Below are 22,031 nucleotides of genomic sequence, written 5' to 3' on the forward strand. Positions count from 1 at the left end.
CATGGCCATCGGCTGGATCCGCCGGCACCTCGGGGTACGGCTGCGCTCGGCGCTGGCCGCCGCCATGGTCGTGGGGGCGGCCTTCGCCGTCGGCGCGGCGGCGTTCGTCCTGATCGCCCGCGCGGATCTCGCCGGCAACGTGGACGCCGCCGCGCGGCAACGGGCGGCCGAGGTGGTCGCGGCGGTGGCCGCCGGCGATCAGGCCGCGCTCGCCCAGACGCTGAAGCCCAGCCCGGAAGAACAGACGTTGGTGCAGGTCCTCGACCCGTCAGGGCAGGTCGAGGCCGCCTCGGCCGCGCTCGGCGACGCCGCGCCGCTGTCCCCACTGCGGCCCCGACCCGGTCAGCTGCTGCACGAGCAACGGCTGCTGCCGTTCGCCGACGAGGACCCCTTCCGGATCGCCGCCGAAGGGGTGGCCAGCGGCTCCGGGACCCGCACGGTGCTGGTCGCGCAGTCGCTGCGGCCGGTCAACGAGAGCACCGAGGCGGTCGCGGCGATCCTGGCCGCCGGCCTGGGGCCCATGCTGCTGGTGGTCGGCGCGGCGGTGTTCTGGTTCGTCGGACGCTCCCTGCGCCCGGTCGAGGCGATCCGCCGGCGGGTCGCCGGCATCACCGCCCGGGACCTGCACGCCCGGGTGCCCGTGCCGGCCGCCGAAGATGAGGTCGCGGCCCTCGCCGAGACGATGAACCGGATGCTGGAGCGCCTGGAGACCGCCGCGGCGAGCCAGCGCCGGTTCGTCGCCGACGCCAGCCACGAACTACGCAGCCCCCTGGCCACCCTGCGCGCCGGCCTCGACCGCCTGGCACTGGCGCCCGTACCGCAGGGGCACGGCGACACGGTCGAGCTGCTGCGCCGCGAGACCAGCCGGCTCGGCGATCTCGTCGCGGACCTGCTGCTGCTCGCGCGCATCGACGAGCGCGGCGCCACCGGACGCCGCGACGACGTCGACCTCGACGATCTCGCCTACACCGAGCGGGACCGGCTCGCCGGGCAGCACCCGAACCTCACCATCCGGGCCGACCTCACCCCGGTACGGGTCACCGGCGACGCCCACGACCTGGGCCGGGCGTTGCGGAATCTGGCCGACAACGCCGCCCGTCACGCCCGTACCCAGGTGACCCTGCGCGTGTCTGAGCGCGACGGGTGGGCGTACGTCGAGGTCAGCGACGACGGGCCCGGTGTCCCCGACGCCGACCGGGAACGCATCTTCGACCGGTTCGTCCGTCTCGACGACAGCCGCGCCCGCCCGGAAGGCGGCACCGGCCTGGGCCTCGCCATCACCCGCCAGGTCGTCGCGGCGCACGGCGGACACGTGCAGGTGCTGCCCCGGCCGGGCATGACCGTCCGGATCCGGCTGCCCCACCACGTCGACTCCGAAGATCACTGAACGCCGGCCGCGGCGACTTCAGGCTGCTCTCAGGTGACCGGCGGCACCCTTGGCCTGATGGGCGCCTGCCTGCACCGGAACCCATCAGCCACGGGGGAGCGATGAACTATCACCTGTTCCAGATCGTCAACGACACCGCCGGCCGCAACGACCTCGTCGACGACGTCTTCGAATGGTCGGCGATGTGGCTGATCTACGTCCTCGCCGCCATCGCGGCAATCCCTGTTCTGGCTCACGTGCGGCACGGGCGCCCTGCCCTGGTGCGCGTCGTCGCGTCCCTCGGGCTGGCCTTCGCCGTCGGGCAGGTCGTCGCCACGCTCAGCACCGAGGTACGGCCTTTCCAGACCCACCCCGTACACCAGCTGATTCCGCACGCCACCGGAGCGTCGCTGCCCAGTGACCACGCCACCGCGGCGTTCGCGGTGGCCTTCGCCGTCGGGGCGTTTCTGTCCCGCCGATGGGGGGTAGCGCTCAGTCTGGTAGCCACCATCATCGGCTTCGCCCGCGTCTGGACCGGCGTGCACTACCCCGGGGACATCCTCGCCGGCGCGCTCGTCGCCGCCGCGGCCGTCGCCACCATCGGCGTCGTCGGTCGTGCCTACGACCGCCGTACCAGCCGCCGCGTCACCAGCGCCTGAGCACCAGCCCCCGCCCCTCGTTCCGGAGGTCACGCCATGTCCACGCCTCACGCGCTCGTCGCCGCAGGCCCCAGCTTCATCGACCCGGAATGGCTGATCTCCACCTTCGGACTGATCGGAATCCTCGCGATCATCTTCGCCGAATCCGGGGTGCTCATCGGCTTGTTCCTGCCCGGCGACTCGCTGCTGTTCACCGCCGGACTCCTCGTCGCCGACGGCCGCTACCTGCACCAGCCGCTCTGGCTGCTCTGCCTGCTCGTCGCCGTCGCCGCCATCGCCGGCGACCAGGTCGGCTACCTGTTCGGCAAACGGGTCGGCCCGAGCCTGTTCCGCCGCCCCAACTCCCGGCTGTTCAAGCAGGAGAACGTGCAACGGGCCAACGCCTTCTTCGCCCGCTACGGCGCCCGCTCGATCGTGCTGGCCCGCTTCGTACCGGTCGTGCGGACCTTCACCCCCGTCGTCGCCGGGGTCAGCCGGATGCACTACCGCACCTTCGTCACCTACAACGTCCTAGGCGGGCTGCTGTGGGGGACGGGCGTCACCGTGCTCGGCTACTTCCTCGGTCAGATCAGCTTCGTCAAGTCGAACATCGAGTTCATCCTGATCGCCATCGTGCTGGTCTCCGTCCTGCCGATCGGCATCCAGTTCCTGCGCTCCCGCCGCCGCGCGGCAACCCCCGTCACCGAGGCGACGGTGTCCGGAAGCGCCTCCCGCACCGACTGAACGACCCGGCAGCGGATGACCTCGACGATGCTGGTGCTCGGGCCGAAACTCGCCGTCGCGCTGGCGCTGCTGACCGCCGCCGCGGCCGCCATCGCCACCGTCGGACGGCTCGGGCACGGCAGACAGATCGCCGTCGCCGCCGTCCGCGCCGCGCTGCAACTGGCCGCCGTGTCACTGGTGATCACCGCGATCGTCGGCTCGCTGTGGGCCACCGGGGCGTTCGTCCTGCTCATGTGCGTGGTCGCCGCCGGCACCTCCGGCCGGCGGATCACCGGTGGGCCGTACGGCTGGTGGGCGGGAGTCCCGATCGCCACCGCCAGCCTGACCGTCGTCGCCGCGCTGCTCCTTGCGGGCCTGGTGCCGCTGCGCGGCATCGCGATCATCCCGATCGCCGGCATCCTGACCGGCGGCGCCATGACCGCCACCAGCCTCGCCGGGCGGCGCTTCAACGACGACCTGCACGCCCGGCGCGGCGAGGTCGAAGCCGCCCTCGCGCTGGGCATGCTGCCCCGCGACGCCCGGCTGCTCGTCTGCCGCCCCGCCGCGAGCCAGGCACTTGTGCCCGCACTCGACCAGACCCGCACCGTCGGCCTGGTCACCCTCCCCGGCGCCTTCGTCGGCGTCCTCCTCGGCGGCGCCAGCCCGCTCACCGCGGGCATCACCCAACTATTCGTCCTGGTCGGCCTCCTCGCCGTCGAAGCCGCCGCCACAGTCCTCACCATCGAGGTGATGGCCCGGGGGCGGCTCCGCCCGCGAGGCGGTCAGCTGACGCCGTCGAACTGACTCAGGGTCGCCAGCAGGGTGTCCACCGCGGAGGCGCAGTCACCCCGCACCGGGCTCGGCGCCCGCAGGGCCGTCAGGACCGCATCGATCTGGTCGTCGAGCTGGTGCCACCTCGCCGAATCGCGCGGCTTCAGCCCCGCCTCGGCATCGTCCCAAGCCACCTCGAGATCCTTCGCCCGGCTCTTCCCGCCGGCCAGGTCGTTTTGCGCGACCTTCGCCTTCACGTCGGTGACGATCACAGCAAACTTGCCCAGGTTGCCCAGCTTCGTGGTCGGATGAGCCTGCCGAGGGAGGGCCGCCGGGGCGCCGGGCCGGGCACCGGCCTGTGCGGTCGTCACGGGCGCAGGCTCGGCGGTCGGCGTCGTGTCCGCAGCCGGGCGAAGCACCCACCCGGCCACCGCGACAGCAACCACGGCCACGCCGGCCCACACGTAGTCCTGCCGGTAGCCGCCCAGCGGCCCCGCGCCCTTCGTCGCCACCCCGTGACGACTGACCAGAACCTGTTCACGGATGACAAGAACCACGATCGTGCCGAAAAACAGCAGGCTGGTCACGCTCGCGCCCAGTCCCAGACCGCCGAAATCCTTGTCCTGCGTCAGCAGGTCACCGAGCGAGGCGCCGAGCGGACGGGTGAGCACGTAGGCGATCCAGAACGTCAGCACCTGCCCGGCGCCCAGCCGGTAGGCCACCCACGTCGCCGCGATCAGGCCCCCGAAGATCAGCACCCCGTTGCGGAAACCCAGGCTGAGTGCCTCGGTGGCGAGGTCACCGGCGGCGGTGCCGAGCGCGAACGTGGTGAGGATCGCGCCCCAGTAGAACGCCTCGCGACGTGGGGTGTCGATGGAGGTGATCGCGAGCGTGCGTTCCTGCCGATACCAGACGGCGAACACGACCGCGAGGACCACCGCGAAAACAGCGGTGCTGACATACAAGCTCACGCCCAGCGTGTCGGTGAACAAGTCGGTCAGCTGCGTACCGACGATGCTCACCAACACCACGCACAACCAATAGATCCACGGCGTGTACGCGCGGGTCCGGAACTGCATGGCAAGCGCGACCACCAGCGCCGCGATCATGACCGCGTCGGTGACGGCAGGACCCAGGCCGACGTTCACGGCCAGATAATCGGCGAACGTCTCCCCGATCGTCGTCGACAACACCTTGATGACCCAGAACGTCGCAGTGATCGCCGGGACTTTCGTCAACCACCCGCGCGTACCCACCAGCCGGTCAGTGGCAACAGACACAACTCTTCCCATCGTCAAGGACACTGACGCGAGCATGGAACGCCGACCCTGAAATCTCGCTGAAGACCTCACCCGCCCTTCGACCGCAGGGACTCGTCGCGGATCGTCGAAGCCCTTGCCGGCGGGGTCGTCGAGCTTCCAGTCCTCGTAGCGCTTGCTGGAGACGATTGGGCAGGCGTCGCCGCAGCCCATGGTGACGACGTCGGAGGACGCCACCACCGCGGGACGAGTCGCCGCCCCCCGTCACACCGCCAAGCCGCGAGCGACTACCGCAACCAGACGGAATTACCCCGTCCAGGAGCCCACGCGGCTGCCGTGCCAGGGCCAGATGCAGCTAAAGCACCGGCAGATGGCGAGCGTGCAGAAGGCCGACACAGCGACAGCCCGACGTCTACCCCAGGTCCCACGCTGCCCACGTGACGACCCATGGCCGCTCGGGTCGCGCGGCCGGAAGCGGCTGATCCCCGAAAAGCACTGCTCCTATCGCCTCGGCGGCTGCCCGCATCTCCGCCTCCGCGTCCCGCAGCGGATCACACACCACCAGCAGGAGATCGCCGTGAACGAATGTCTGGGCGGGGTGGCCCGTCTGTTGCCTGATCAGCGACCGAATCTCCTTTCGAAGGACGGCAAGCTGGTCACCGGGGACCTGCCGGACCTCCGCGTGCCCGTGCTCACGCACCACGTCGCAGACCACCTGCGCGACGACCGGGACTCTGCGGTCGACCGCCGGAGCCGGGAACAGACGGTCCATCAGCGCCAGACACCGACGGCACGTAGGCGCGAACGCCGGCTCCCAGTACCTGCTGAGCGGCCCGCCGTCACCGCCGACCATCAGCGCCCAGACTCGGCCGCACATCGTCGTGTGCTCCCAGATCGGTTCCCGCAGCGCCTCGACGTCATAACGCCGCTGGACTGCCTCCCGCTCACTGTCCCCGCCCGTGAGGTAATGGTCCGGTACGGCGCCGCGGCCCGGCCCCGTCGGCTCGTGCCGGCGGGCGAGGTGCACGGCCTCACCGCCGCTGACCGCCACGAGAAGCAGCACAGATTCCCCAGCGGTGATGACGTTCGGTCCATGCAGGCCGTCACGCATGCCAGCAGTATGCCCGCCCCTCCTCCCAGGAGGGCCACCGGCGAGGCTGCTCGGACCCCAGACCTGCTGCCCGTCAAGCTCGTCGAGCACGTCGACGCGGGACCCAGCTGCCGTTGTCGCCGGCATGACACAACCTTTCCGCCTACACGGCGAACAGCTCGTCCGGCCGCTCGTTTCTGCCGTCCTGCCCACCCGGCCCCGTCCGTGCCCGCGGCCGATGCCAGCACTGCCTGTTTACGTTCATCCGCCGGTGTTCGCCGCCGCGCAGGACGTCCTGCTGGGGATGGCTGTCCCGTCGAGCTGCGGCCGGGGTGACCGCGCAACCCCTTTTACAAGGCCTGGGCTGGGCACCGGGCCGCCGCCTCGACATCCAGCAACATCAGGGGATGCTAGTCGTCGGCTCGGCCCACGACGGACGACACCAGATCGGCAGCCGCGGTGAGCTGCCCCTACCGGCGCCTGCCCGGCGGATGTGCGGTATCGAGTCAGGCCAGCCGGTGCTGCTCGCCGCTCTCGTCACCCACGACCTGCTTGTCGTGCACCCCGCCAGCACCGTCATCCGCCTCCTCTCCGACCTTCACAGTCGGGCCGCCGTGGTGGTCGAGCCTGGCGTGCAGCGTGCCAGCGGATTCTTCGGCCACGGCGAGTTGGTCGCGTAGCGCGGCGGCGCGGGTGGTGGCGGGGTGGAACATGCCGAGCCGGTCGAACAGGGCAGGCCGCTGGCGGTGTGCCAACTGCGGGTGCGGCGCAGGCCGCGCTTGGCGGCGGGGTCGGGGGCGACCAGGCGGCGTAGGCGGTCGGTGCTGGTGCGGCGGCGTCGCCACCAGAGGATGAGCCCGCCCAGGACGAGGACCCACAGCCAACTGCCGGCGATCTCCGAGTAATAGTGCCGACGACGCCCAGGTGCAGGTTGCGGTGCAGGTTACCAAGCCACGTGGTCGCCGGGGCGGAGCCGAAACACGTGGTCAGGGTCCGTTCACCTGCGCGGTGTACGGGTCGACGTAGACAATGTGCTGCTTGTCCCCGAGCGTGGGCACGTCGAACACCACCCGGGTCAAAACGTCGCCCTTGCCGGGAGCGTCGAGGTCATTCGGTCCGTCCGATCTCGCATGGGTAGCTGTCGAGATCGGCAGTCGGGCAGACCGGCCCGCCAGTTCCCGAAGCCGGGTTCTGCTGTCGGCAATCCCTCGTTCGAAGGAGGCGGGGAACTATCGGCGTCTCCGGGACGACTAGCCGACGGTGCCGGATGCGCCGGCCCGTTGAGTCGAGATGATGAGGACGTCCTGACATGAAGCGGTCACTGCTTGCGCGAGCGGCCACCATCGGAGCTGCCGTCGCCGCCATCACCCTCGCGGTGGCTGGCCCAGCGTCGGCTCACGTCACCGTGAACCCGAAGGAGGCGACGCAGGGCGGCTACACCAAGGTCACCTTCCGCGTGCCGAATGAGAAGGACAACGCCAACACGACCAAGGTCGAGGTGAACCTTCCTGCCGGCTCACCCATCGCGTCGGTGTCGCTGAAGCCGATCACCGGGTGGACCGCGAAGACCGAGACGTCGAAGCTGGCTACCCCGATCAAGAGCGACGACGGCGAGATTACCGAGGCGGTCACGAAGATCACCTGGACCGCTGATGGCGCCGCCGCGATCAAGCCGGGGCAGTTCCAGGAGTTCGATGTCTCCCTCGGGCCGCTGCCGGAGAGCGATCAGATGGTGTTCAAGACGCTGCAGACCTATTCCGATGGCGACGTGGTGCGGTGGATTGAGGAACCGAGCGGCGGCGCCGAGCCGGAGCACCCGGCCCCGGTGCTGAAGCTGGCGAAGAAGGACGCCGCGACGGCCGCCGCTCAGCCCGTTGCCGCAGCTGCCACGACCGACGACAGCGACAAGGACAGCAGCAACGGCACCGCCTACGGCATCGCCGGCATTCTGCTCGGCCTCGCCGGTCTCCTCGCCGGGCTGCTGGCCTACCGCCGCGCCACCCAGCGCGGCTGACACCGGCACGAGCTTTCGATCGCCGTACTGGCGCGGGCCGGGCAGCCGCACACCTACTGCCTGGCCCGCCGCCTTCGGGTGCTCACCGAACATTTGTTTACGCCGCTCCGTCCGCCACCGCCGATGGCTGGTGCTGCAGAGCGCGCGACCTTTGCCCGGCACGCCGACGAAACCGCCCGCGACGGTTGCCGGCTGGCGGCGGGGATTAGACGGCGTGGACATCCTGCTCGACGGACGCCGCCACGGCGGCCGGAGACCTCCGGCGTTGGTGGATCAGGAATACCGCGAGCAGTAGGACGAGTACGAGTGTCCCCTCGATCAGCCACAGCAGCCAGGACGGCACGGCCAGGTTTCCGTCCGCCGCGCCGGGCTTGCCCAGCCAGCGCAGGTCGCCGGTGATCGTCAGCGGTTGACCGGCGACGGTCGCGTGTACGGTCCAGTCGCCGATGGGGTGGGGGTGGCGGGGGTCGGCGGCGACGGCCGGTGGCCGGGCCTGGCCCATCCAGTGGATCCGGTGGTCGTGCCACCGTCGGGTGCCCTTGCCGCTGATCGTCTTCCAGGATGGGGCGAGGGCGGCGCTGTCCTGGCCGGTGGGGACGCTGTCGGCGAACAGGTTGCGGTTGAGATACGTGGTCTGGGACAGCTGGTTCTCCTGCACAGAGGTCGCGGTGATGCGCAGGTACGGTTCCCGGGTGTAGCCGAGCACGATCACCTCGTCCGGGCCGGTGTTCGTCAGCTCGAGCCACTCGCCGCCGGGATCGACCCGTACCTGGATGTCCGGTCGGCTCGGCGTGACCGCGTTCACGTCGGCCCGGTAGTAGGCGGCATCCGGGATCGGCTGGCCGCCGATGTGTGCCTGGGCGACACCCGGGGTGAGCACGTACAGCAGTGCCGCGAGCCCGGCGAACAGCGCCGCGAGTGGTCTCGTGCGTCCGTCCATGGCCGTGATTCTGGCGACCCCGGCCGTGCCCGGGGCCGCACATGACCAGACTGTCATGAGGCAGCGCAGGGTGTGGCGGCAAGTCGCGCGCCGCCCGCCAGCCTTGGAGCGCTGGTACGGGCCGCGCCTGCGACGTCAGCCCGGAAAGACGGCGTCGCAGCGCGCAGCGTTACCACGCAGGCGGGTGGTGGTCCGCGTTCATCGCGCCTGGTCCTGCTGGGCGGCTGCGGCGAGGAAGGCGTTGTAGCGGGCCAGGTCGTCGTCCTCGCCGGTGGCCTCGGCGCGGTCGGCGGCCCGATCGACGCGGCGTTGTTCGCGCTGGTCGGCGGCGATCCATTGGCGTACCAGGAGGATCATGACGACGGCGGCGGGGATCTCTCCGAAGGCCCAGGCGATGCCGGCGCCCAGCTTCTGGTCGTCGAGCAGTGACGACGCCCAGGCCGGGTGGACGGACGTGTACCAGTCGGGGGCGATGACGGTGGTGGTCTGCATGAGGGCGAGGCCGAAGAAGCCGTGCGCCATCATCGAGGCCAGGTGGATGAGCACCAGGATGGGGTGGGGGAGCCGGGGACGGCCGGGGTCGATGCCGATGAGGACCCAGAACAGCAGGTAGCCGGAGACCACGAAGTGCACGAGCATGGCGACGTGGCCGAGGTGGGAGCGCATCAGCGTGCCGAGCAGGTGGCTGAAGTACAGGCCGAAGAGGCTGCCGGTGTAGATGCCGAGCGCGACCAGCGGGTGGGTGAGCAGCTTGGTCACCGGGCTGTGCAGGGCGCGCAGCAGCCATTCCCGGGTGCCGCGGACCTGCGGGTCGGTGGGTCTGCGTAGCGCGCGCAGGGCGAGGGTGACGGGGGCGCCGCCGACGAGCAGGATCGGCACCAGCATGGCCAGCACCATGTGCTGGGCCATGTGGGCGCTGAACAGCACGTACGCGTACCGGGCGAAGCCGAGTCCGGTGGCTGCGGCGAAGACCAAAGTGCCGGCGAGCCAACTCGCCGTGCGGGCCAGCGGCCAGTGGTGTCCCGCCTTGTGCAGGCGGTACACACCGGTCAGGTAGCCGCCGGCCCCGGCGAGGCTGCCGGTCAGGAACAGCAGGTCCGGCAGCGGCTGGCCGAACAGGTTCCCGGGTGTGGGCGCGGCGGGCATCGGGAAGCCGAGCAGCGCGGTCAACGGGTCGGCCCCCGCGCCCGGATCCGGCACCGGGGTGGGGCTGCGCGACAGCGCGACGGCCAGCCCCACGGCGGCGGCGAACACGACGAGTTCGCCGGCGGCCAGCCGGGTGAACGCGCTGCGTCGGCCGGCCCGCAGGCGGGGGAGAGTACGCCGTCGGTGCGCCGCGCCGAGCGCCCCGAGGATGAGCAGGGCGGCGAGTTTGCCGAGGATGAGCCAGCCGTAGCGGGACTGCCAGAGTTGCGCAGGGCTGCCGAGGCGGACGGCGGCGTTGGCCACGCCGCTGACGGTGACGGCGGCGAAGCAGGCCAGGGCGAGCCTGCTGTAGCGGCCGGCGACGTCGGGCAGCGCCCGCGCCCGACGCAGCATCAGCAGTGCCGCCAGCCCGCCGGCCCAGAGCACGGCGGCGAGCACGTGCAGGGTGAGGCTGCTGACCGCGATCTGGTGGTTGCCCGCCCCGGCGGCGTGGCCGGTGAACGCCGGCGGAACGACGGCGAGGGTGGCGAGCGCGGCGCCGAGGGCAGCGGTGCCCCGGGAAACTCCGACGCGGGCGAGGACCGCCGCCGCCGCGGCGAGGCCGGCCTGGATCAGCAGCGCCTGCCCCTGGGAGATCGCTGTGGCGTAGCTGACGACGGTAGGCACGCCCAGCCGGTCCAGCGGGAAGCCGAGCAGGTCGGAGACGGTCAGCACGATGAGGGTCAGCGCGGCGGTCGCCCATCCGGCCGCGGCCAGTCCGGCGCGGCGGCGCAGCAGGTAGCCGTGCGGGGAGACGGTCGGTCCCTCGCCGGGCAGCAGGAACGCTGCCGTGACCAGCATTCCGACGGTCAGCGTGGCCAGCACGTCGGTCAGCAGCCGCACGAGTGGCAGCGCCCAGGTCGTCACCGGGCCGGGGTCGGGCAGCCCGGGGATTGCCGTCTCGAGCGCGCCGCCGACACGCAGCGCGAGCAGCAGCAGCGCCACCGCCGACGCCACGGCGGCGACCGGCAGCGCGACCGCCGGCCAGCCACCGCCGGTCGCGGTCCCTCCAACACGCGGGTGAACGGCTGTGGCCGGCGGCGCCGGCACCGTGGCGGCGGGTCCGTCGGCGCGGCCGCCGGGTTGCACGACGATCTCGGATTCTGGCACAGGTTCGACCTCGGATCAGGCAAGTGCGGAGCGATCCGCAGGGTGGCGTCGGCCGGGTGTGGGCCTGCAGTCGGCGGTCATCGCACGCGCCGGCGCAGCAGCGCCACCGCGCCCACAGCCAATGCCGCCAGCACGATCGCGGCAATTACCAGCGGGTTCGTACCGGTCGCGGTGGAGGACTGTGCGGCTGCGGTGGTCGGGCTCGCGGCAGGCGGTGTGACGGAGGGGGAGGCGGTGGCTGGTGCCGCTGGGGCGGCGGGATCGGCGACGGTGAACCGGTATGACCCTTGTACCGGGTGTCCGTCGGCGGACACCACCCGGTAGGCCACGGTGTATGAGCCGTTGGGGAGGGTGCCGGTGATCGGCACTGTCACCGCCGAGGCGGTGATCGCTGGCTCGCCGGCGGCGACTTTGCGTCCGCCGCTGTCGCTGACCACGATGGTGGTGAAGGCCGGCTTGAGTGACTCGAGAAATGTCAGTGTGACCGCGTTCGGCGCGGTCGTGAGCCGGGCATCCTGGGCCGGGCTGGCCGACCGCAGGCTGTTGTGAGCCGTGGCCGGAACGGCCGGCAGGAGCAGGACCGCCAGAGCGGCAACGGCTGCCGCGGCGAGCCATGCGGCGGTGGAACGGCGGTGGGATGGGCGCATCGGGGCCTTCTCTGGTTCGTGGCGGGTCAGCCGAGGAGTTGCTGGCCGATCCAGCCGCCGTCGGGACAGCCGGGTGGGACGGCGAACACGGCGGAGCCGATGGGGGTGGTCCATTCGTTGAGCAGGTCCTGTTCGGCGAGGCGCCGCTGGATGGGCAGGAACTGCCGGGTGATGTCGGCCTGGTAGGAGGCGAAGATCAGGCCGCTGTCGGCGTGGCCCTGCGCGGTGGGGATGCCGTCGTAGTTGTAGGGGCGGCGCAGGATTCTCTGCCGGTCGTCGGTGACGCGGGCGCGGGTGAGGTGCGAGAAGTCGGGGATGACGGTGAGCCCGTCAGGGCCGGTGGCGGCGAAGTCGGGGTCGTCGTGTTCGGCGGCGCCGGTGAGCGGTGCGCCGGTGTCGAGGCGCCGGCCGACGGCGAGTTCCCGGTCGCTGCGGCCGAGCAGGTCCCAGGTTTCCAGGTTCATGCTGATCCGCCGGATCACCAGGGTGGTGGAGTCGCGCAGCCAGTCGGGTCCGTCGGGCACCCACACGGCGGCGTCCAAGCCGCCGCCCGGCTTCGGGTTGGCGGTGCCGTCGAGTTGACCGAACAGGTTGCGCTGGGTGCGGCCGGGCTCGGCGCCGGCGGCGCGGCGGAAGCCCTGCTGCACCCAGCGGACGCCTGCGAACGGGCGGCTGTCTTTGACCATGACCCGTTGGGCGTGGGCGACGGTGAGGGGGTCGTCGGCGCAGATCTGCAGCAGCAGGTCCCCACCGCACCAGCGCGGCTGGAGCCTGTCGATGCGGAACGCCGGCAGGTCGGCCACGGACGGTGGCCGCCGGCCGGTCAGGCCGGCGGCGGCGTAGAGGCCGGGGCCGAAGCCGAACGTGACGGTGAGCCGGGCCGGTAGCAGGCCGAGTTCGGGTTCGGTGTCGGCCAGGGCCGGGTGGCCCTGGGTGAGGCGGGCGGCGTCGTCGGTCAGCAGGCGCAGCATCCGGCCCAGCGCCGCCCGGTCGGTGTCGGGCTTGAGGGTGAGCGCGACGAACGCGGCGTGCGCCTGCGGGTCGGTGGCGACCCCGGCCTGCCGGGGACCGTGAAACGGCTCGACCGCGGTGCCGACCTGCGCCACCGCGACGGTGTCGGCGGGAGTCGCCGCGCCCTCGGACCGGGCGGCGGTGACGGCCGCCCCGCCGGCGAGGGCGCCTCCGGCGGCGAGGGCGCCACCGGTGAGCAGGCCCCGCCTGCTCACCGTGCGGCCCGCGGACGCTGCGGTCATGACGCCGGGCTCATGCTCATCTCCGGCGTGGCCGACATGTCCGGCTGGCCGTGGCCGGGGGCGTAGGTTTCCTGCGCGCCGGTGAACGGCTTCGCGACCGCGGTGAACGTCTGGGTCTTGCCGTCGGCGAAGGTGAGGGTGAACGTCAGTTCGTCGCCGGCCTGTACCGGCCGCTTCAGGTCCATCAGCATCAGGTGCTCACCGCCGGGCTGCAGCGTCGTGCTGGAGTGGGCCTTGACGACGATGCCGCCCTGCTTGGGCTGCATGACCATTTTCCCGTCCCTCATGGTCATCTCGTGCAGTTCCATGGGCGACACATCGGTGGATGCCGCGGTGATGGTCACGTCGGTGTCGCCGTCGTTGACCAGCGTGCCGAACGCCGCGGTCATGCCCTTGTCGGCCGCCTTGACCCACGGATCGCGGATGCCGAGCACTCCCGCCGCCGCGCTGGCCGCCGTGGATGCCGACGCCGGCGGGGTGGGTGCCGCGGTCGACGAGTCGTCCGACGAGCCGCAGCCGGCGACGCCGATAACGAGGGCGGCTACGGCCGCAGCGAGCGGGCCACGGACGCCGACGGTGGTGCGGGACATGAAGGTTCCCTTCGCTGATGGGTGTGTCGACGTGTTGGTCGAGGGAGACAAAAGGAAAGTTCCACCACAAAAGTGGTTAATGTCACCGGTCGCGGCGGGTCACGCCGCCGCGGAGTCGTCGGCCCGCGCCGAGCCCGGGTACGGCGGCGCCACCCGCAGCGGTGCCGGTTCCGGTTCGGCCGCGTCGTCGATGCTCAGGCGCCAGCTCGACCGGTCGCCGTGGCCGCGCGCCGGTGGTCCATCGGGACGCAGCCGGGGCCGCGACAGCGCGACGACCACCAGGTATCCGGCGAGGAGGAAGCCGTGGCTGACCAGCCGGGTGGTGTCGACCCGCCCGGTCACCAGATCGTTGACCGACAGCAGCACCAGCGTGCCCACGAACGCGCTCAACATCGGCACCAGCCCGGTCGGTGGCGTGCGCCGTGCCGCCACGAACAGGAACCCCGCGCCGACCGCCACGTTCCATGCCGCCGACTCGTGCCACAGATGCCCCGAAGCGAGCACGCCCGTGTGTTCGTGTGCCCCGGCAGGCCCACGGCCGACCTGCGCCAGGCCCAACGCCAGCTGCAGGCCGCCGACCAGCCCCAGCACACCCCGCAGCGTCAGCACAAGTCGGCTCCCCGAACCTCGACGGGCGGGCCCGGCGGTAGGGAGCGCAGCGAGGACGGCGTCGGTCAGATCCGGGCCTGCGCTCAGCACGGTCAGCCGGGCACGCCGGGTCACCGCGGCGGCCTGGTCCAACCAGCCGCGGCAGTCGGCACACCCGTCGAGATGCGCGTCCGCGCCGGCCTCCTCGGCGGCGCTCACCTCACCGTCGAGTTGCGCCGACAGAACCTCACGCCACTGCTCGCACCCCATGTACCGGTAGTCGCCCGGCGGCCCGCCCTGGTTCCCACGAGAACAGGTATTGACGCAGGTCACGCCATGGGCTCAGCCGGCGGTGCCTCCCAGGCTCGGAGGCGCGGACCGGGCACGACCGCTGGCGGCGATCAGGTCTTCGCGGGCGCGGGCCACCCGGGACCGGATGGTACCGACCGGGCAGCCGCACACCTCGGCCGCTTCGGCGTAGGACAGCCCCAGGATCTGGGTGGCGACGAAAGCCTCCCGCCGGTCCGCCGGCAGACCCGCGATCAGCTGCTTCAGCACGACCTCCCGGTCGAACCCGTCCCGGCGGGCGTCGGGGACGTCGTAGTCGTCGAGCAGCGGCACGGTGCGCGGCCGCACGGTGGCTGCGCGGACGTGGTCGGCGGCTACTCGCCGAGCGATCGTGAGCAGCCACGTCGACGCCGACGACCGCGCGGCGAACGACGGCAGCGACCGCATCGCCCGCAGATAGGTCTCCTGCGCCAGATCGTCTGCCTCCGACGGAGAGACGAGCGCGGCGAGGAACCGGTGTACGCGAGCCTGGGTCGCCCGGATGAACCGCGCGGCCGCGTCCCGGTCACCACGGCCTGCGGCCAACGCCCACGCGGTGATCTCCGCGTCGTCGGTCACCCTGATACCTCCGTTCCGGATCCCGCCCGCGCCGCTCGCTGCCCACCGAAAACGACAACTCGTAGTAGTCCTGTGCCAGGGTACGGCACGGACGACGGCTGATGTCCTGGGTAGTACGTGCCCGTGGCCGCTACAGATCAACAAGATGGGCCCGCGTGATGACATGCCTGGTCTTGGCATTGACAAAGCGGTACAGGTCAGAGCGACTCAAACTCCGGTGCCCGCAGCGGCCACGAAGACCGCGGCGAGGTGAAAGACCCGCCATGCGTGATCACGGTCGGATGACAGTGCCTGACCTGGAGAGCCGACGCGACCAGCGCCGGCGCAACCAGGCCGACCAGAACATTGGCCCGGCAGCACCGACCGCCGAGACCGGAACTCAGTCAGCGGCCGCCGAGCAGGGTGTCTACCAATTCCCGTCGTCAGGAACAGCAACGTCAGGCGGCTCGATCCGCGATCTGGTTGATCACCTGATGCAGTTCCGACAGCCGTACGGTGACGGTCTTGTCTTGTTCGGCGGTGCGCTTGGCGTCAGCGACAAGCTCGCGCAAGGCCGCTGACGGGTTGATGCCGCGACGGGTAGCTTCGTCCTCAAGCCAGGTGGCGAGGTCGTCAGGCAGGCGGGTGGAGTACACCATCGTGGCTTTCCTGACGGTGGTGTCGACGGTTGCGTCGGTCCAGTCAATGGGCTGCTTAGCGGCTTCGATTGCGTCGTCGCGGTTCATGGTCTGCCCCTGTTCAGTATTGCCTCGGCGTGCGTGAGTTCTTCGCCGGTCAGGTGCCGTGCGGTCACTACCAGGTAGTGATCGTCGGCTTCTTCGATGAGGGTTACCACGAGGATCCGCTGGTCAGTGACCCGAGCGATGACTTGCAGCACGGCTCCGGTGTGTTGTCGGATCTTGGGGTGGGCGTGGCGTAGTACGTAGGAGACGTCCTGCCATGCAACCTGGTTGGCGGCGATGGCGGTGTAGCTGTGGTCGTCCCAGCGGTATTCCTCATCCACCCACCGAGTCTACATCTGTAAACACCCTGGTGGGAGAACCGGCGTGATTCGCCGATCTGCTGAGAAAGCCACGCCCCCGCCGTGTCGGCTCAAGCGGCAGCGTCGAGGCAGCGTGGGCGGGACCATCACAGGCAGCGGTCCCTGCCGGCCGTCCGTCGCATCGTGCCTGTTCGGCCCGGGAGGGAGGGTCGTGGGCCGGTTCACCCGCCAGGGACGCCGCGCCGGTTGCACGTTCATGACATCTACTCGACTGAGCAGAGAACAGCTCGTCCGTCCGCTCGTTCCCGGCGCCCTGCCGACCCGTCCACGCCCACGTCCGGCACCGATGTCCGTACTGCCCGCCCGGCCCTCACTTCCGGCGTCCCTCAACGCTCCTGATCTGCTGTTGGGAATGGCTCTACCGTCCCCATGCGGCCGCATAACCGACCAGCAGATCCTGCACGGGTTGGGTTGGCAGCCGGGACGCGGTCTCGACATTCAACCGCATCAGCGGGCGCTCGTCATCGGCACGGCTCAGAACGGCCGGTACAAAGTGGGCAGTCGAGGCGCTCTGCCCCTACCTGCGCCCGTGCGCCGCATGTGCGGCATCGAACCCGGTGAGCCGGTGCTGCTCGCCGCTCTCATCGCCCAGGGACTGCTCGTCGTGCACCCTGTCAGCACGGTCGCCCGACTCGTCGCCGATCTGCACATCCAGATGGCGGGAGGCCGCCATGTCCGCTGACCCCACCGCGATCGCCGCCGCCCGGCAGGTACTGGCTCACCTCGGCGTCACCCTTGCCGACCTTGAATCCCACACCGACGGCCCAGTCGCCCTGCCGACGATTGCCGAGTACCTGCCCCGCGTCATCGCCGCGGCCGGTCCCGGTGCGCAGCGCACCTACGGCACCTACTGGCAGCGCATGGCTGCGGCTTGGGGCGACCGGCCGTTAGACGCGGTCGTCGCCACCGACGTCGAGGCCATGAAGCAGCAGATGACCGCCACTGCCCGGTCGCGACGCAACGGCCGCAACGGCCGCCACGCCGGCGAACACGTGATCGCCGCGGCCCGCGCCTTCTACTCCCGGGCCATCGCCGACGGCCTGATCGACGTCTCAGCCAGTCCCGCCCACCGCGTCGCCAAACCCCGCCGCCTCCCCAGCACCCGCCGCGCCCTGACCCCGCACGAGTTGGAGGAGATCAACGCGGCGGCGCGCACCAGCGGCAACGACGTCATCCTCGATGCCCTCCTGCTACGCCTGCACACAGAGACCGCCTGCCGGCGCGGCGGCGCCCTCGCCCTACGACTTGCCGATCTGGACCGCACCAACGGGCTCGTGCGCCTGACCGAGAAGAACGGCACTGTGCGGTGGCAGCCGATCACCCTTGACCTCGCCGAGCACCTACGCGCCCACGCTCACGACCGCGGCGCCGTCCAGACCACCGACCCGCTGCTGCGCTACCGCAACGGCCAGCCGATCAGCAGCCGCCGCTACGACCACCTGTGGAAACGCATCGGGGAACGCCTGCCCTGGGTCGCCGTGCAGGGCATCTCCACCCACTGGCTGCGCCACACCACCCTCACCTGGGTAGAACGGCACTTCGGCTACGGCATCGCGCGTGCCTACGCCGGCCACACCGACAGCCCCGGATCCTCCACCACCACCTACATCAAGGCCGACCTCAACGACGTGGCCGCCGCGCTGTCGGCGATGGCCGGACAGCCGCACCCACTCGCTGTGATTCGCGAGATCTCCGTCGCCCCGGTGACGGGCACGCCTGTCTTGCCCTGATCTATCGAGGTGGCCTGCTCCAGGCGGCGCAATGGGGTAAGCAATCACCATCGCGCCGCGCGGCGCGGCAGTCTTCAGACGCCCAACTATTCCGCCGGTATCATTTGCTTCGATGCTTTGGCGAAGGGAGCAGAACTCTTGCATTGTCAGCCCGATCAGGCGCCTCTGCCCAGCTCAAGCATGTAGTGCTACGCATCGTGAAGTGCTAGGCTTAACGCATGAGCACCCGTTTGTATAACGGATGCTACATAGGAGTGTGCAAATCCCCCCTCGGACACAAACCATTACCCCACGGTGCGCGCTTAGATCCACTGAAGCGCGCACCGTTTGCGTTTCCGGCTGGTAGGTGAGCCGAAGGCCGAGTTGGCGGTAGACCTCGGCCTTGTCCGCGGGGTCGGGGTCGCGAAGGGCCGCGGCGATATCGCCGAGTGCCGTCACCAGGCCTGTGATTTCCGCTCGGCTCATCCGGCGTGGCCTGTTGCCCGCGTTCGTGTCAAGATCCGCTTCGGCGCTGGCTAGCGTTCCAGCTTTGCGTCGCATTCGTTGATGATCGTCTGGGTTGTCGTGGCCGGAGGGGCGAGCGCTGCTTGATGGCGCGGATTGCTGCTGCGCGCCTGGGTTAACTAGCAATGCTGTGGAGAGCACTTTCTTCACACCGAAGAGGTCACTGGTTCGATCCCAGTATCGCCCACCGTAAATATTTGCAGGTAGCGAGCCCGTCACCGGAACCACCGGTAACGGGCTTTCGCGTTGTTGCCCCTTAGATTGGGAGCAGATTGGGAGCAGCGCCAGGCGGGTTGGGCGGCGGCATCGGCGTCCCGGAAGTAGGCCGCTACCTCCTCGCTAAGGGACGTCTCGTAACCCCGGCGTCTGTCTGTTGAGGACGATGGGGCAGGATGCCCGGGGTGCAGGTGATCACGGCAGCCCGCCCGGAGTGGATCTTCCCGTTCACCGGGTTGCAGCCCGCCCAGTTCCGCACGCTGGTCCGGCTGGTCGCCGAGCGTGGCGGTGAGGGCATCACCGATGGCCGGCCGGGCCGGCAGTGGGCCCTCGACCTGCCGGATCGGGTGTTGCTGGTCGCCGCTTACTGGCGTACGAACCTGACGATGCGCCAGATCGGGCCGCTGTTCGGGGTGTCGCACTCCGCGGCGCACCGGGTCATCGACACCCTCGCGCCCCTGCTGGCCCTGGCGCCGGTGCGAAAGCGACCGGTCGAGCAGATCGCGATCGTCGACGGGACACTGATCCCCACTCGCGATCACCGCGTGGCCGCCCGGAGCAAGAACTACCGGTACTCGACGAACCTGCAGGTCGCCATCGACGCGAGCACCCGCCTGGTCATCGCCGTCGGCGACCCGCAGCCCGGCAACCGCAACGACACCATCGTCTACCGCACCTCGGGCATCGCCGAGAAGCTGGACGGGCGGCCGGTGATGGCCGACGGCGGCTACCGCGGCAACCCCGAGGTGATCATGCCGTACCGCAAACCCACCGACGGCAGTCAGCTCCCGGACTGGAAGGAAGCCCTCAACGTCCAGCACCGAACCGTTCGAGCGGGAGTGGAACACGCCCTGGCCAGGATGAAGTGCTTCAAGATCCTGCGCGACTACCGCCGCGCCGCCCACACATTGACCGATGCCGCTTCCGGCATCGCCAACCTCCACAACATCATCCTCGCCGGCTAACCACCGGCCCCGCCCCAGGCAACGCCTTCACCCAGTTACGAGACGACCCTTAGCGATGTCGTGCAGTTCACCGGGATCCCGGGAGAGGGGCCGGGCCTTCCGGCAGTAGTCGTCTTCGACGTGGCCACCGCGCGGAGCGTCGGCGCGCAGTTGCGCTACAACGGCAGGCCACGGATCGAGGAGATCCGGGCCGCGGTCCACGTGCTGATCATGCAGTGATTCGACGGGGGACACTAGCCTGCGGGGTGTGAACAGCGACCAGGTGCAGGCGGCCGCCAGCGTTGCTGCGACCGCGCTTACAGGCGGCGTCCTGTGGTGGGAGGTGCACTCCCGCAACCGGGAGCGGCGGGATGCCGAACGTGCCCAAGCCCGCTTAGTCGCGAGTTGGGTGAAGAACCACTACGACTCTGAAGATGGAGACGTCCCCAGGCTGGTTGGCGTCGACGTCGTTGTGGCGAATCTCAGTGCAGCGCCCATCATGGACCTTTTGGTTTATCTCTACCAGGCGCCTGATGGTCGTCGTGCGCTGACCAAGCGGTTCGGCCACGTCCTGCGCGCTGGTGTCTCGACAGAGTTCCGGTACACGCTCCCTGAGCCGCTGCCCTGGCGGAGGAGTTTGCCCGACCCGTTCGCCCGAGTTGCCCTGGGCTTTACGGATGCGGCAGGTTTGAGGTGGCGCAGAGAGGACGACGGCACGCCAAGCCGCGAGGTCACGGGCGTGAGCCTTTGGGTCAACGTGAGAGAGCAGTTGAGTGCTGTGCGATGGCGTCTTCGCTCGGAGCGGACGCGGCACCGGTTGATGGTCGAAAGCGAGCCGAGCCTTGAGGAGATCCGCGAAATGGCCGAAGAGGACTCGCGCTTCGAGACGCTGGCCGACACTGAGAGGTGAGCTGAGACTTCGGCCCGATGCCAGCGCTCGATTCTTACCGTGTCAGTAGCACTTCTCATCTTTGACAGGTTCAAGAGCGATGCGGGCGGTGGCCTGCTGCTTCGACGGTGGCGGCGCGTCAGAGCTGCCCGCGCAGGGGAGCCTCTACGATCCGATCATGGGGAAATACCCCGACCTCGTCCTCCTCGACCATCGCATCTGGTACGTCCCGGACGGGGTCTTCCACCTGCAGTGCGTGGCGCGTACGTCGAAAAAGCGGCGATGCCAGAACCCGCTGGAGTACGGGCAAACAGCCACCTGGTCGCAGCTTCGCTCCACCCGCGGACTCATCTCCGTCTACGACCTGAGCATCCTGGAGGATGATGCGACGCGTCGCTGGATTGACCAGCACTGGGACCTGCATGACACGCCGACCACGGTTGATGAGGTCTCGCCGGAGTGGGAGCGGTTCGACCCAGTCCGGCATGCAGCAATGATCACCACCCTTGAGGAGTGGGTGGCCCAGCGGGAACGGGCCATTCGTGAAGGCGTGACCGAGCGCTGGGACTACTGGGAGATGCCGTACCTGTGAGCGAGATGCTCCGCGAGTGCGTTTACGCGCTGAGAGGTGCCACATCGTTGTCAGCAGTTCTGCCACGGTTGACGGCCAGATCCCGACGTGGCGGACGAGGAGTAGAACGTTGGTCATGACCACTCCCGTCTCGTTGACCGTTTCACCGTCGAGCGCGCCGGTGCTCGTCCTTGAGGCCACCGCGCGGGCCGCGGCCCGCCCGGCAAGCTTCACCGGAGACCTGGCCCGCTCCTGGCTGACCCGCCACGGCACCCCCAAACAGCAGGCCGACGACGAGTTCCTCCAGGTCCTCAATGCCCGCCGCGCCGCCGCCCCGGTCGGCACCTGTACCCGGCGGGAGAAGCCGTGAGCAGGATTCGCCGGCTGACCGGCGGTGACCGCTTGGGCTGCCCCAAGGACGCCATGATCGAAGCCGGAATGCCCCCCGACGAACCGCACCACGGCCCTGGGGTCTACTTCATCCTCGCAATCCCCGACCGATTCAGCGTTGCGATCCCCGACCGGGTCAAGATCGGCCACAGCGACGATGTCCGCCGCCGCCTCGCCCAGCTCCAGACCGGCAACCCGGCCCACCTGCATCTGGCGCACGCCATTTACGAACCCGACACCGACCGGCGCCGTGAAATCGAGGCCGACCTGCACCGCCGCTTCCGTGACCTGCGCGTAGACGGCGAATGGTTTCGCTGGACTGAGAAGCTGAACGATTACATCAACGTTCGGTGCAACGAGGAGTGCTATCTGTGACTGACAGCTTGAACGCGACGTAGTCCAGCTCCTCGGTGGCCGCCTCGCTGCGCAGCCGATCGGCGACGGCTCCATCGGGCAGGTCGAGACTCCGCCTAACTGGAAGGCCACCAACCTGCGGAGGGTCTCGGATGCCAGCGATGGTGAGCGGGAACCGGGCAGGCCGGGCGGCCATGCCCAGTGGTCAAGCGGGCCGTGGTGCCGTCACTGCGCGGTCCGGGTGAGCAGAGAGCAGCTTGACGAGGTTGGATCGGCAGCCGCGGATGGGATGCAAGTCTGTTCAGACTGCC

25 protein-coding genes and 2 pseudogenes are annotated in these 22,031 nt (G+C 70.1%); 13 read left to right on the forward strand and 14 right to left on the reverse strand.

The window, feature by feature from the left end:
• Window position 1 precedes the first annotated feature (1 nt).
• From ABZW14_RS07495 to ABZW14_RS07510, 4 genes are all read left to right on the forward strand, one after another.
• Window positions 2-1,387 (forward strand): HAMP domain-containing sensor histidine kinase, encoded by a 1,386-nt coding sequence (locus ABZW14_RS07495; RefSeq protein WP_355341303.1) that lies wholly within the window; start codon window positions 2-4, stop codon window positions 1,385-1,387.
• Between the two features lie 101 nt (window positions 1,388-1,488).
• Window positions 1,489-2,025, forward strand: a complete 537-nt coding sequence (locus tag ABZW14_RS07500) for a phosphatase PAP2 family protein (RefSeq protein ID WP_355341306.1) — start codon at window positions 1,489-1,491, stop codon at window positions 2,023-2,025.
• 36 nt (window positions 2,026-2,061) lie between these two features.
• Window positions 2,062-2,748: a VTT domain-containing protein gene (locus tag ABZW14_RS07505; RefSeq protein ID WP_355341309.1), complete on the forward strand. Its 687-nt coding sequence runs from the start codon at window positions 2,062-2,064 to the stop codon at window positions 2,746-2,748.
• A 15-nt stretch (window positions 2,749-2,763) separates the two neighbouring features.
• Window positions 2,764-3,531: an ABC transporter permease gene (locus ABZW14_RS07510; RefSeq protein ID WP_355341312.1), complete on the forward strand. Its 768-nt coding sequence runs from the start codon at window positions 2,764-2,766 to the stop codon at window positions 3,529-3,531.
• Here the strand turns inward: ABZW14_RS07510 and ABZW14_RS07515 are convergent.
• The 5 genes and pseudogenes from ABZW14_RS07515 to ABZW14_RS07535 form a co-directional block, all read right to left on the reverse strand.
• Window positions 3,510-4,814, reverse strand: coding sequence for a hypothetical protein (locus tag ABZW14_RS07515; RefSeq protein ID WP_355341607.1), 1,305 nt, complete (start codon window positions 4,812-4,814; stop codon window positions 3,510-3,512). The genes ABZW14_RS07510 and ABZW14_RS07515 overlap by 22 nt on opposite strands.
• Window positions 4,815-4,883: 69 nt before the next feature.
• Window positions 4,884-4,988: pseudogene (locus ABZW14_RS07520) on the reverse strand (heat-shock protein HtpX); the annotation flags it as partial.
• Between the two features lie 181 nt (window positions 4,989-5,169).
• The gene (locus ABZW14_RS07525; protein ID WP_355341315.1) at window positions 5,170-5,868 is read right to left on the reverse strand and encodes a hypothetical protein; all 699 of its coding nucleotides are present in this window, start codon (window positions 5,866-5,868) and stop codon (window positions 5,170-5,172) included.
• Between the two features lie 485 nt (window positions 5,869-6,353).
• A complete protein-coding gene (locus ABZW14_RS07530; protein WP_355341318.1) occupies window positions 6,354-6,602 on the reverse strand; it encodes a hypothetical protein in 249 nt (82 codons plus the stop codon).
• A 38-nt stretch (window positions 6,603-6,640) separates the two neighbouring features.
• A pseudogene (locus ABZW14_RS07535) lies at window positions 6,641-6,742 on the reverse strand (hypothetical protein); the annotation flags it as partial.
• A gap of 414 nt (window positions 6,743-7,156) precedes the next feature.
• Here ABZW14_RS07535 and ABZW14_RS07540 point away from each other — a divergent pair.
• On the forward strand, window positions 7,157-7,861 hold the full coding sequence (locus tag ABZW14_RS07540) for a YcnI family protein (RefSeq protein ID WP_355341321.1): 705 nt from the start codon (window positions 7,157-7,159) through the stop codon (window positions 7,859-7,861).
• Window positions 7,862-8,066: 205 nt separating this feature from the next.
• On the opposite strand, the gene ABZW14_RS07545 is transcribed toward ABZW14_RS07540, so the two are convergent.
• The 9 genes from ABZW14_RS07545 to ABZW14_RS07585 form a co-directional block, all read right to left on the reverse strand.
• Complete coding sequence (locus ABZW14_RS07545) at window positions 8,067-8,801, reverse strand: hypothetical protein (RefSeq protein WP_355341324.1); 735 nt, start codon at window positions 8,799-8,801, stop codon at window positions 8,067-8,069.
• A 198-nt stretch (window positions 8,802-8,999) separates the two neighbouring features.
• Complete coding sequence (locus ABZW14_RS07550) at window positions 9,000-11,096, reverse strand: cytochrome c oxidase assembly protein (RefSeq protein ID WP_355341327.1); 2,097 nt, start codon at window positions 11,094-11,096, stop codon at window positions 9,000-9,002.
• Window positions 11,097-11,173: 77 nt separating this feature from the next.
• On the reverse strand, window positions 11,174-11,743 hold the full coding sequence (locus tag ABZW14_RS07555; protein ID WP_355341330.1) for a copper resistance CopC family protein: 570 nt from the start codon (window positions 11,741-11,743) through the stop codon (window positions 11,174-11,176).
• A 26-nt stretch (window positions 11,744-11,769) separates the two neighbouring features.
• Window positions 11,770-12,996, reverse strand: a complete 1,227-nt coding sequence (locus ABZW14_RS07560) for a Dyp-type peroxidase (protein WP_355341333.1) — start codon at window positions 12,994-12,996, stop codon at window positions 11,770-11,772.
• Window positions 12,993-13,586 carry a copper chaperone PCu(A)C gene (locus ABZW14_RS07565; RefSeq protein ID WP_355341336.1) on the reverse strand — a complete coding sequence of 198 codons (594 nt, stop codon included), beginning with the start codon at window positions 13,584-13,586 and terminating at the stop codon, window positions 12,993-12,995. Before ABZW14_RS07565 ends, ABZW14_RS07560 begins: the two co-directional genes overlap by 4 nt.
• Before the next feature lie 99 nt (window positions 13,587-13,685).
• Complete coding sequence (locus tag ABZW14_RS07570) at window positions 13,686-14,444, reverse strand: zf-HC2 domain-containing protein (protein ID WP_355341339.1); 759 nt, start codon at window positions 14,442-14,444, stop codon at window positions 13,686-13,688.
• A 72-nt stretch (window positions 14,445-14,516) separates the two neighbouring features.
• Window positions 14,517-15,080 (reverse strand): sigma-70 family RNA polymerase sigma factor, encoded by a 564-nt coding sequence (locus tag ABZW14_RS07575; RefSeq protein WP_355341341.1) that lies wholly within the window; start codon window positions 15,078-15,080, stop codon window positions 14,517-14,519.
• A gap of 437 nt (window positions 15,081-15,517) precedes the next feature.
• A complete protein-coding gene (locus ABZW14_RS07580; RefSeq protein WP_355341344.1) occupies window positions 15,518-15,805 on the reverse strand; it encodes a hypothetical protein in 288 nt (95 codons plus the stop codon).
• Window positions 15,802-16,083 (reverse strand): hypothetical protein, encoded by a 282-nt coding sequence (locus ABZW14_RS07585; RefSeq protein ID WP_355341347.1) that lies wholly within the window; start codon window positions 16,081-16,083, stop codon window positions 15,802-15,804. The genes ABZW14_RS07580 and ABZW14_RS07585 overlap by 4 nt, the downstream gene beginning before the upstream one ends.
• A 445-nt stretch (window positions 16,084-16,528) precedes the next feature.
• Here ABZW14_RS07585 and ABZW14_RS07590 point away from each other — a divergent pair, with 445 nt between their 5' ends.
• The 8 genes from ABZW14_RS07590 to ABZW14_RS07625 all read left to right on the forward strand — a co-directional run bounded on the left by ABZW14_RS07590 (window position 16,529) and on the right by ABZW14_RS07625 (window position 21,741).
• Complete coding sequence (locus ABZW14_RS07590) at window positions 16,529-16,804, forward strand: AbrB/MazE/SpoVT family DNA-binding domain-containing protein (RefSeq protein WP_355341349.1); 276 nt, start codon at window positions 16,529-16,531, stop codon at window positions 16,802-16,804.
• A complete protein-coding gene (locus ABZW14_RS07595) occupies window positions 16,794-17,852 on the forward strand; it encodes a site-specific integrase (protein WP_355341352.1) in 1,059 nt (352 codons plus the stop codon). Before ABZW14_RS07590 ends, ABZW14_RS07595 begins: the two co-directional genes overlap by 11 nt.
• A gap of 905 nt (window positions 17,853-18,757) precedes the next feature.
• Window positions 18,758-19,537, forward strand: coding sequence for a transposase family protein (locus tag ABZW14_RS07600; protein ID WP_355341355.1), 780 nt, complete (start codon window positions 18,758-18,760; stop codon window positions 19,535-19,537).
• Window positions 19,538-19,597: 60 nt separating this feature from the next.
• Complete coding sequence (locus ABZW14_RS07605; protein ID WP_355341358.1) at window positions 19,598-19,756, forward strand: hypothetical protein; 159 nt, start codon at window positions 19,598-19,600, stop codon at window positions 19,754-19,756.
• Window positions 19,757-19,784: 28 nt separating this feature from the next.
• A complete protein-coding gene (locus ABZW14_RS07610; RefSeq protein ID WP_355341361.1) occupies window positions 19,785-20,426 on the forward strand; it encodes a hypothetical protein in 642 nt (213 codons plus the stop codon).
• A 79-nt stretch (window positions 20,427-20,505) separates the two neighbouring features.
• On the forward strand, window positions 20,506-20,997 hold the full coding sequence (locus ABZW14_RS07615) for a hypothetical protein (protein ID WP_355341364.1): 492 nt from the start codon (window positions 20,506-20,508) through the stop codon (window positions 20,995-20,997).
• A gap of 115 nt (window positions 20,998-21,112) precedes the next feature.
• Window positions 21,113-21,346 carry a hypothetical protein gene (locus tag ABZW14_RS07620; RefSeq protein WP_355341367.1) on the forward strand — a complete coding sequence of 78 codons (234 nt, stop codon included), beginning with the start codon at window positions 21,113-21,115 and terminating at the stop codon, window positions 21,344-21,346.
• Window positions 21,343-21,741 (forward strand): GIY-YIG nuclease family protein, encoded by a 399-nt coding sequence (locus ABZW14_RS07625; protein WP_355341370.1) that lies wholly within the window; start codon window positions 21,343-21,345, stop codon window positions 21,739-21,741. The genes ABZW14_RS07620 and ABZW14_RS07625 overlap by 4 nt, the downstream gene beginning before the upstream one ends.
• The last annotated feature ends 290 nt before the right edge of the window (window positions 21,742-22,031 follow it).

The sequence above is a fragment of the Micromonospora sp. NPDC004551 genome (assembly GCF_040609975.1).
GTDB lineage: Bacteria > Actinomycetota > Actinomycetes > Mycobacteriales > Micromonosporaceae > Micromonospora.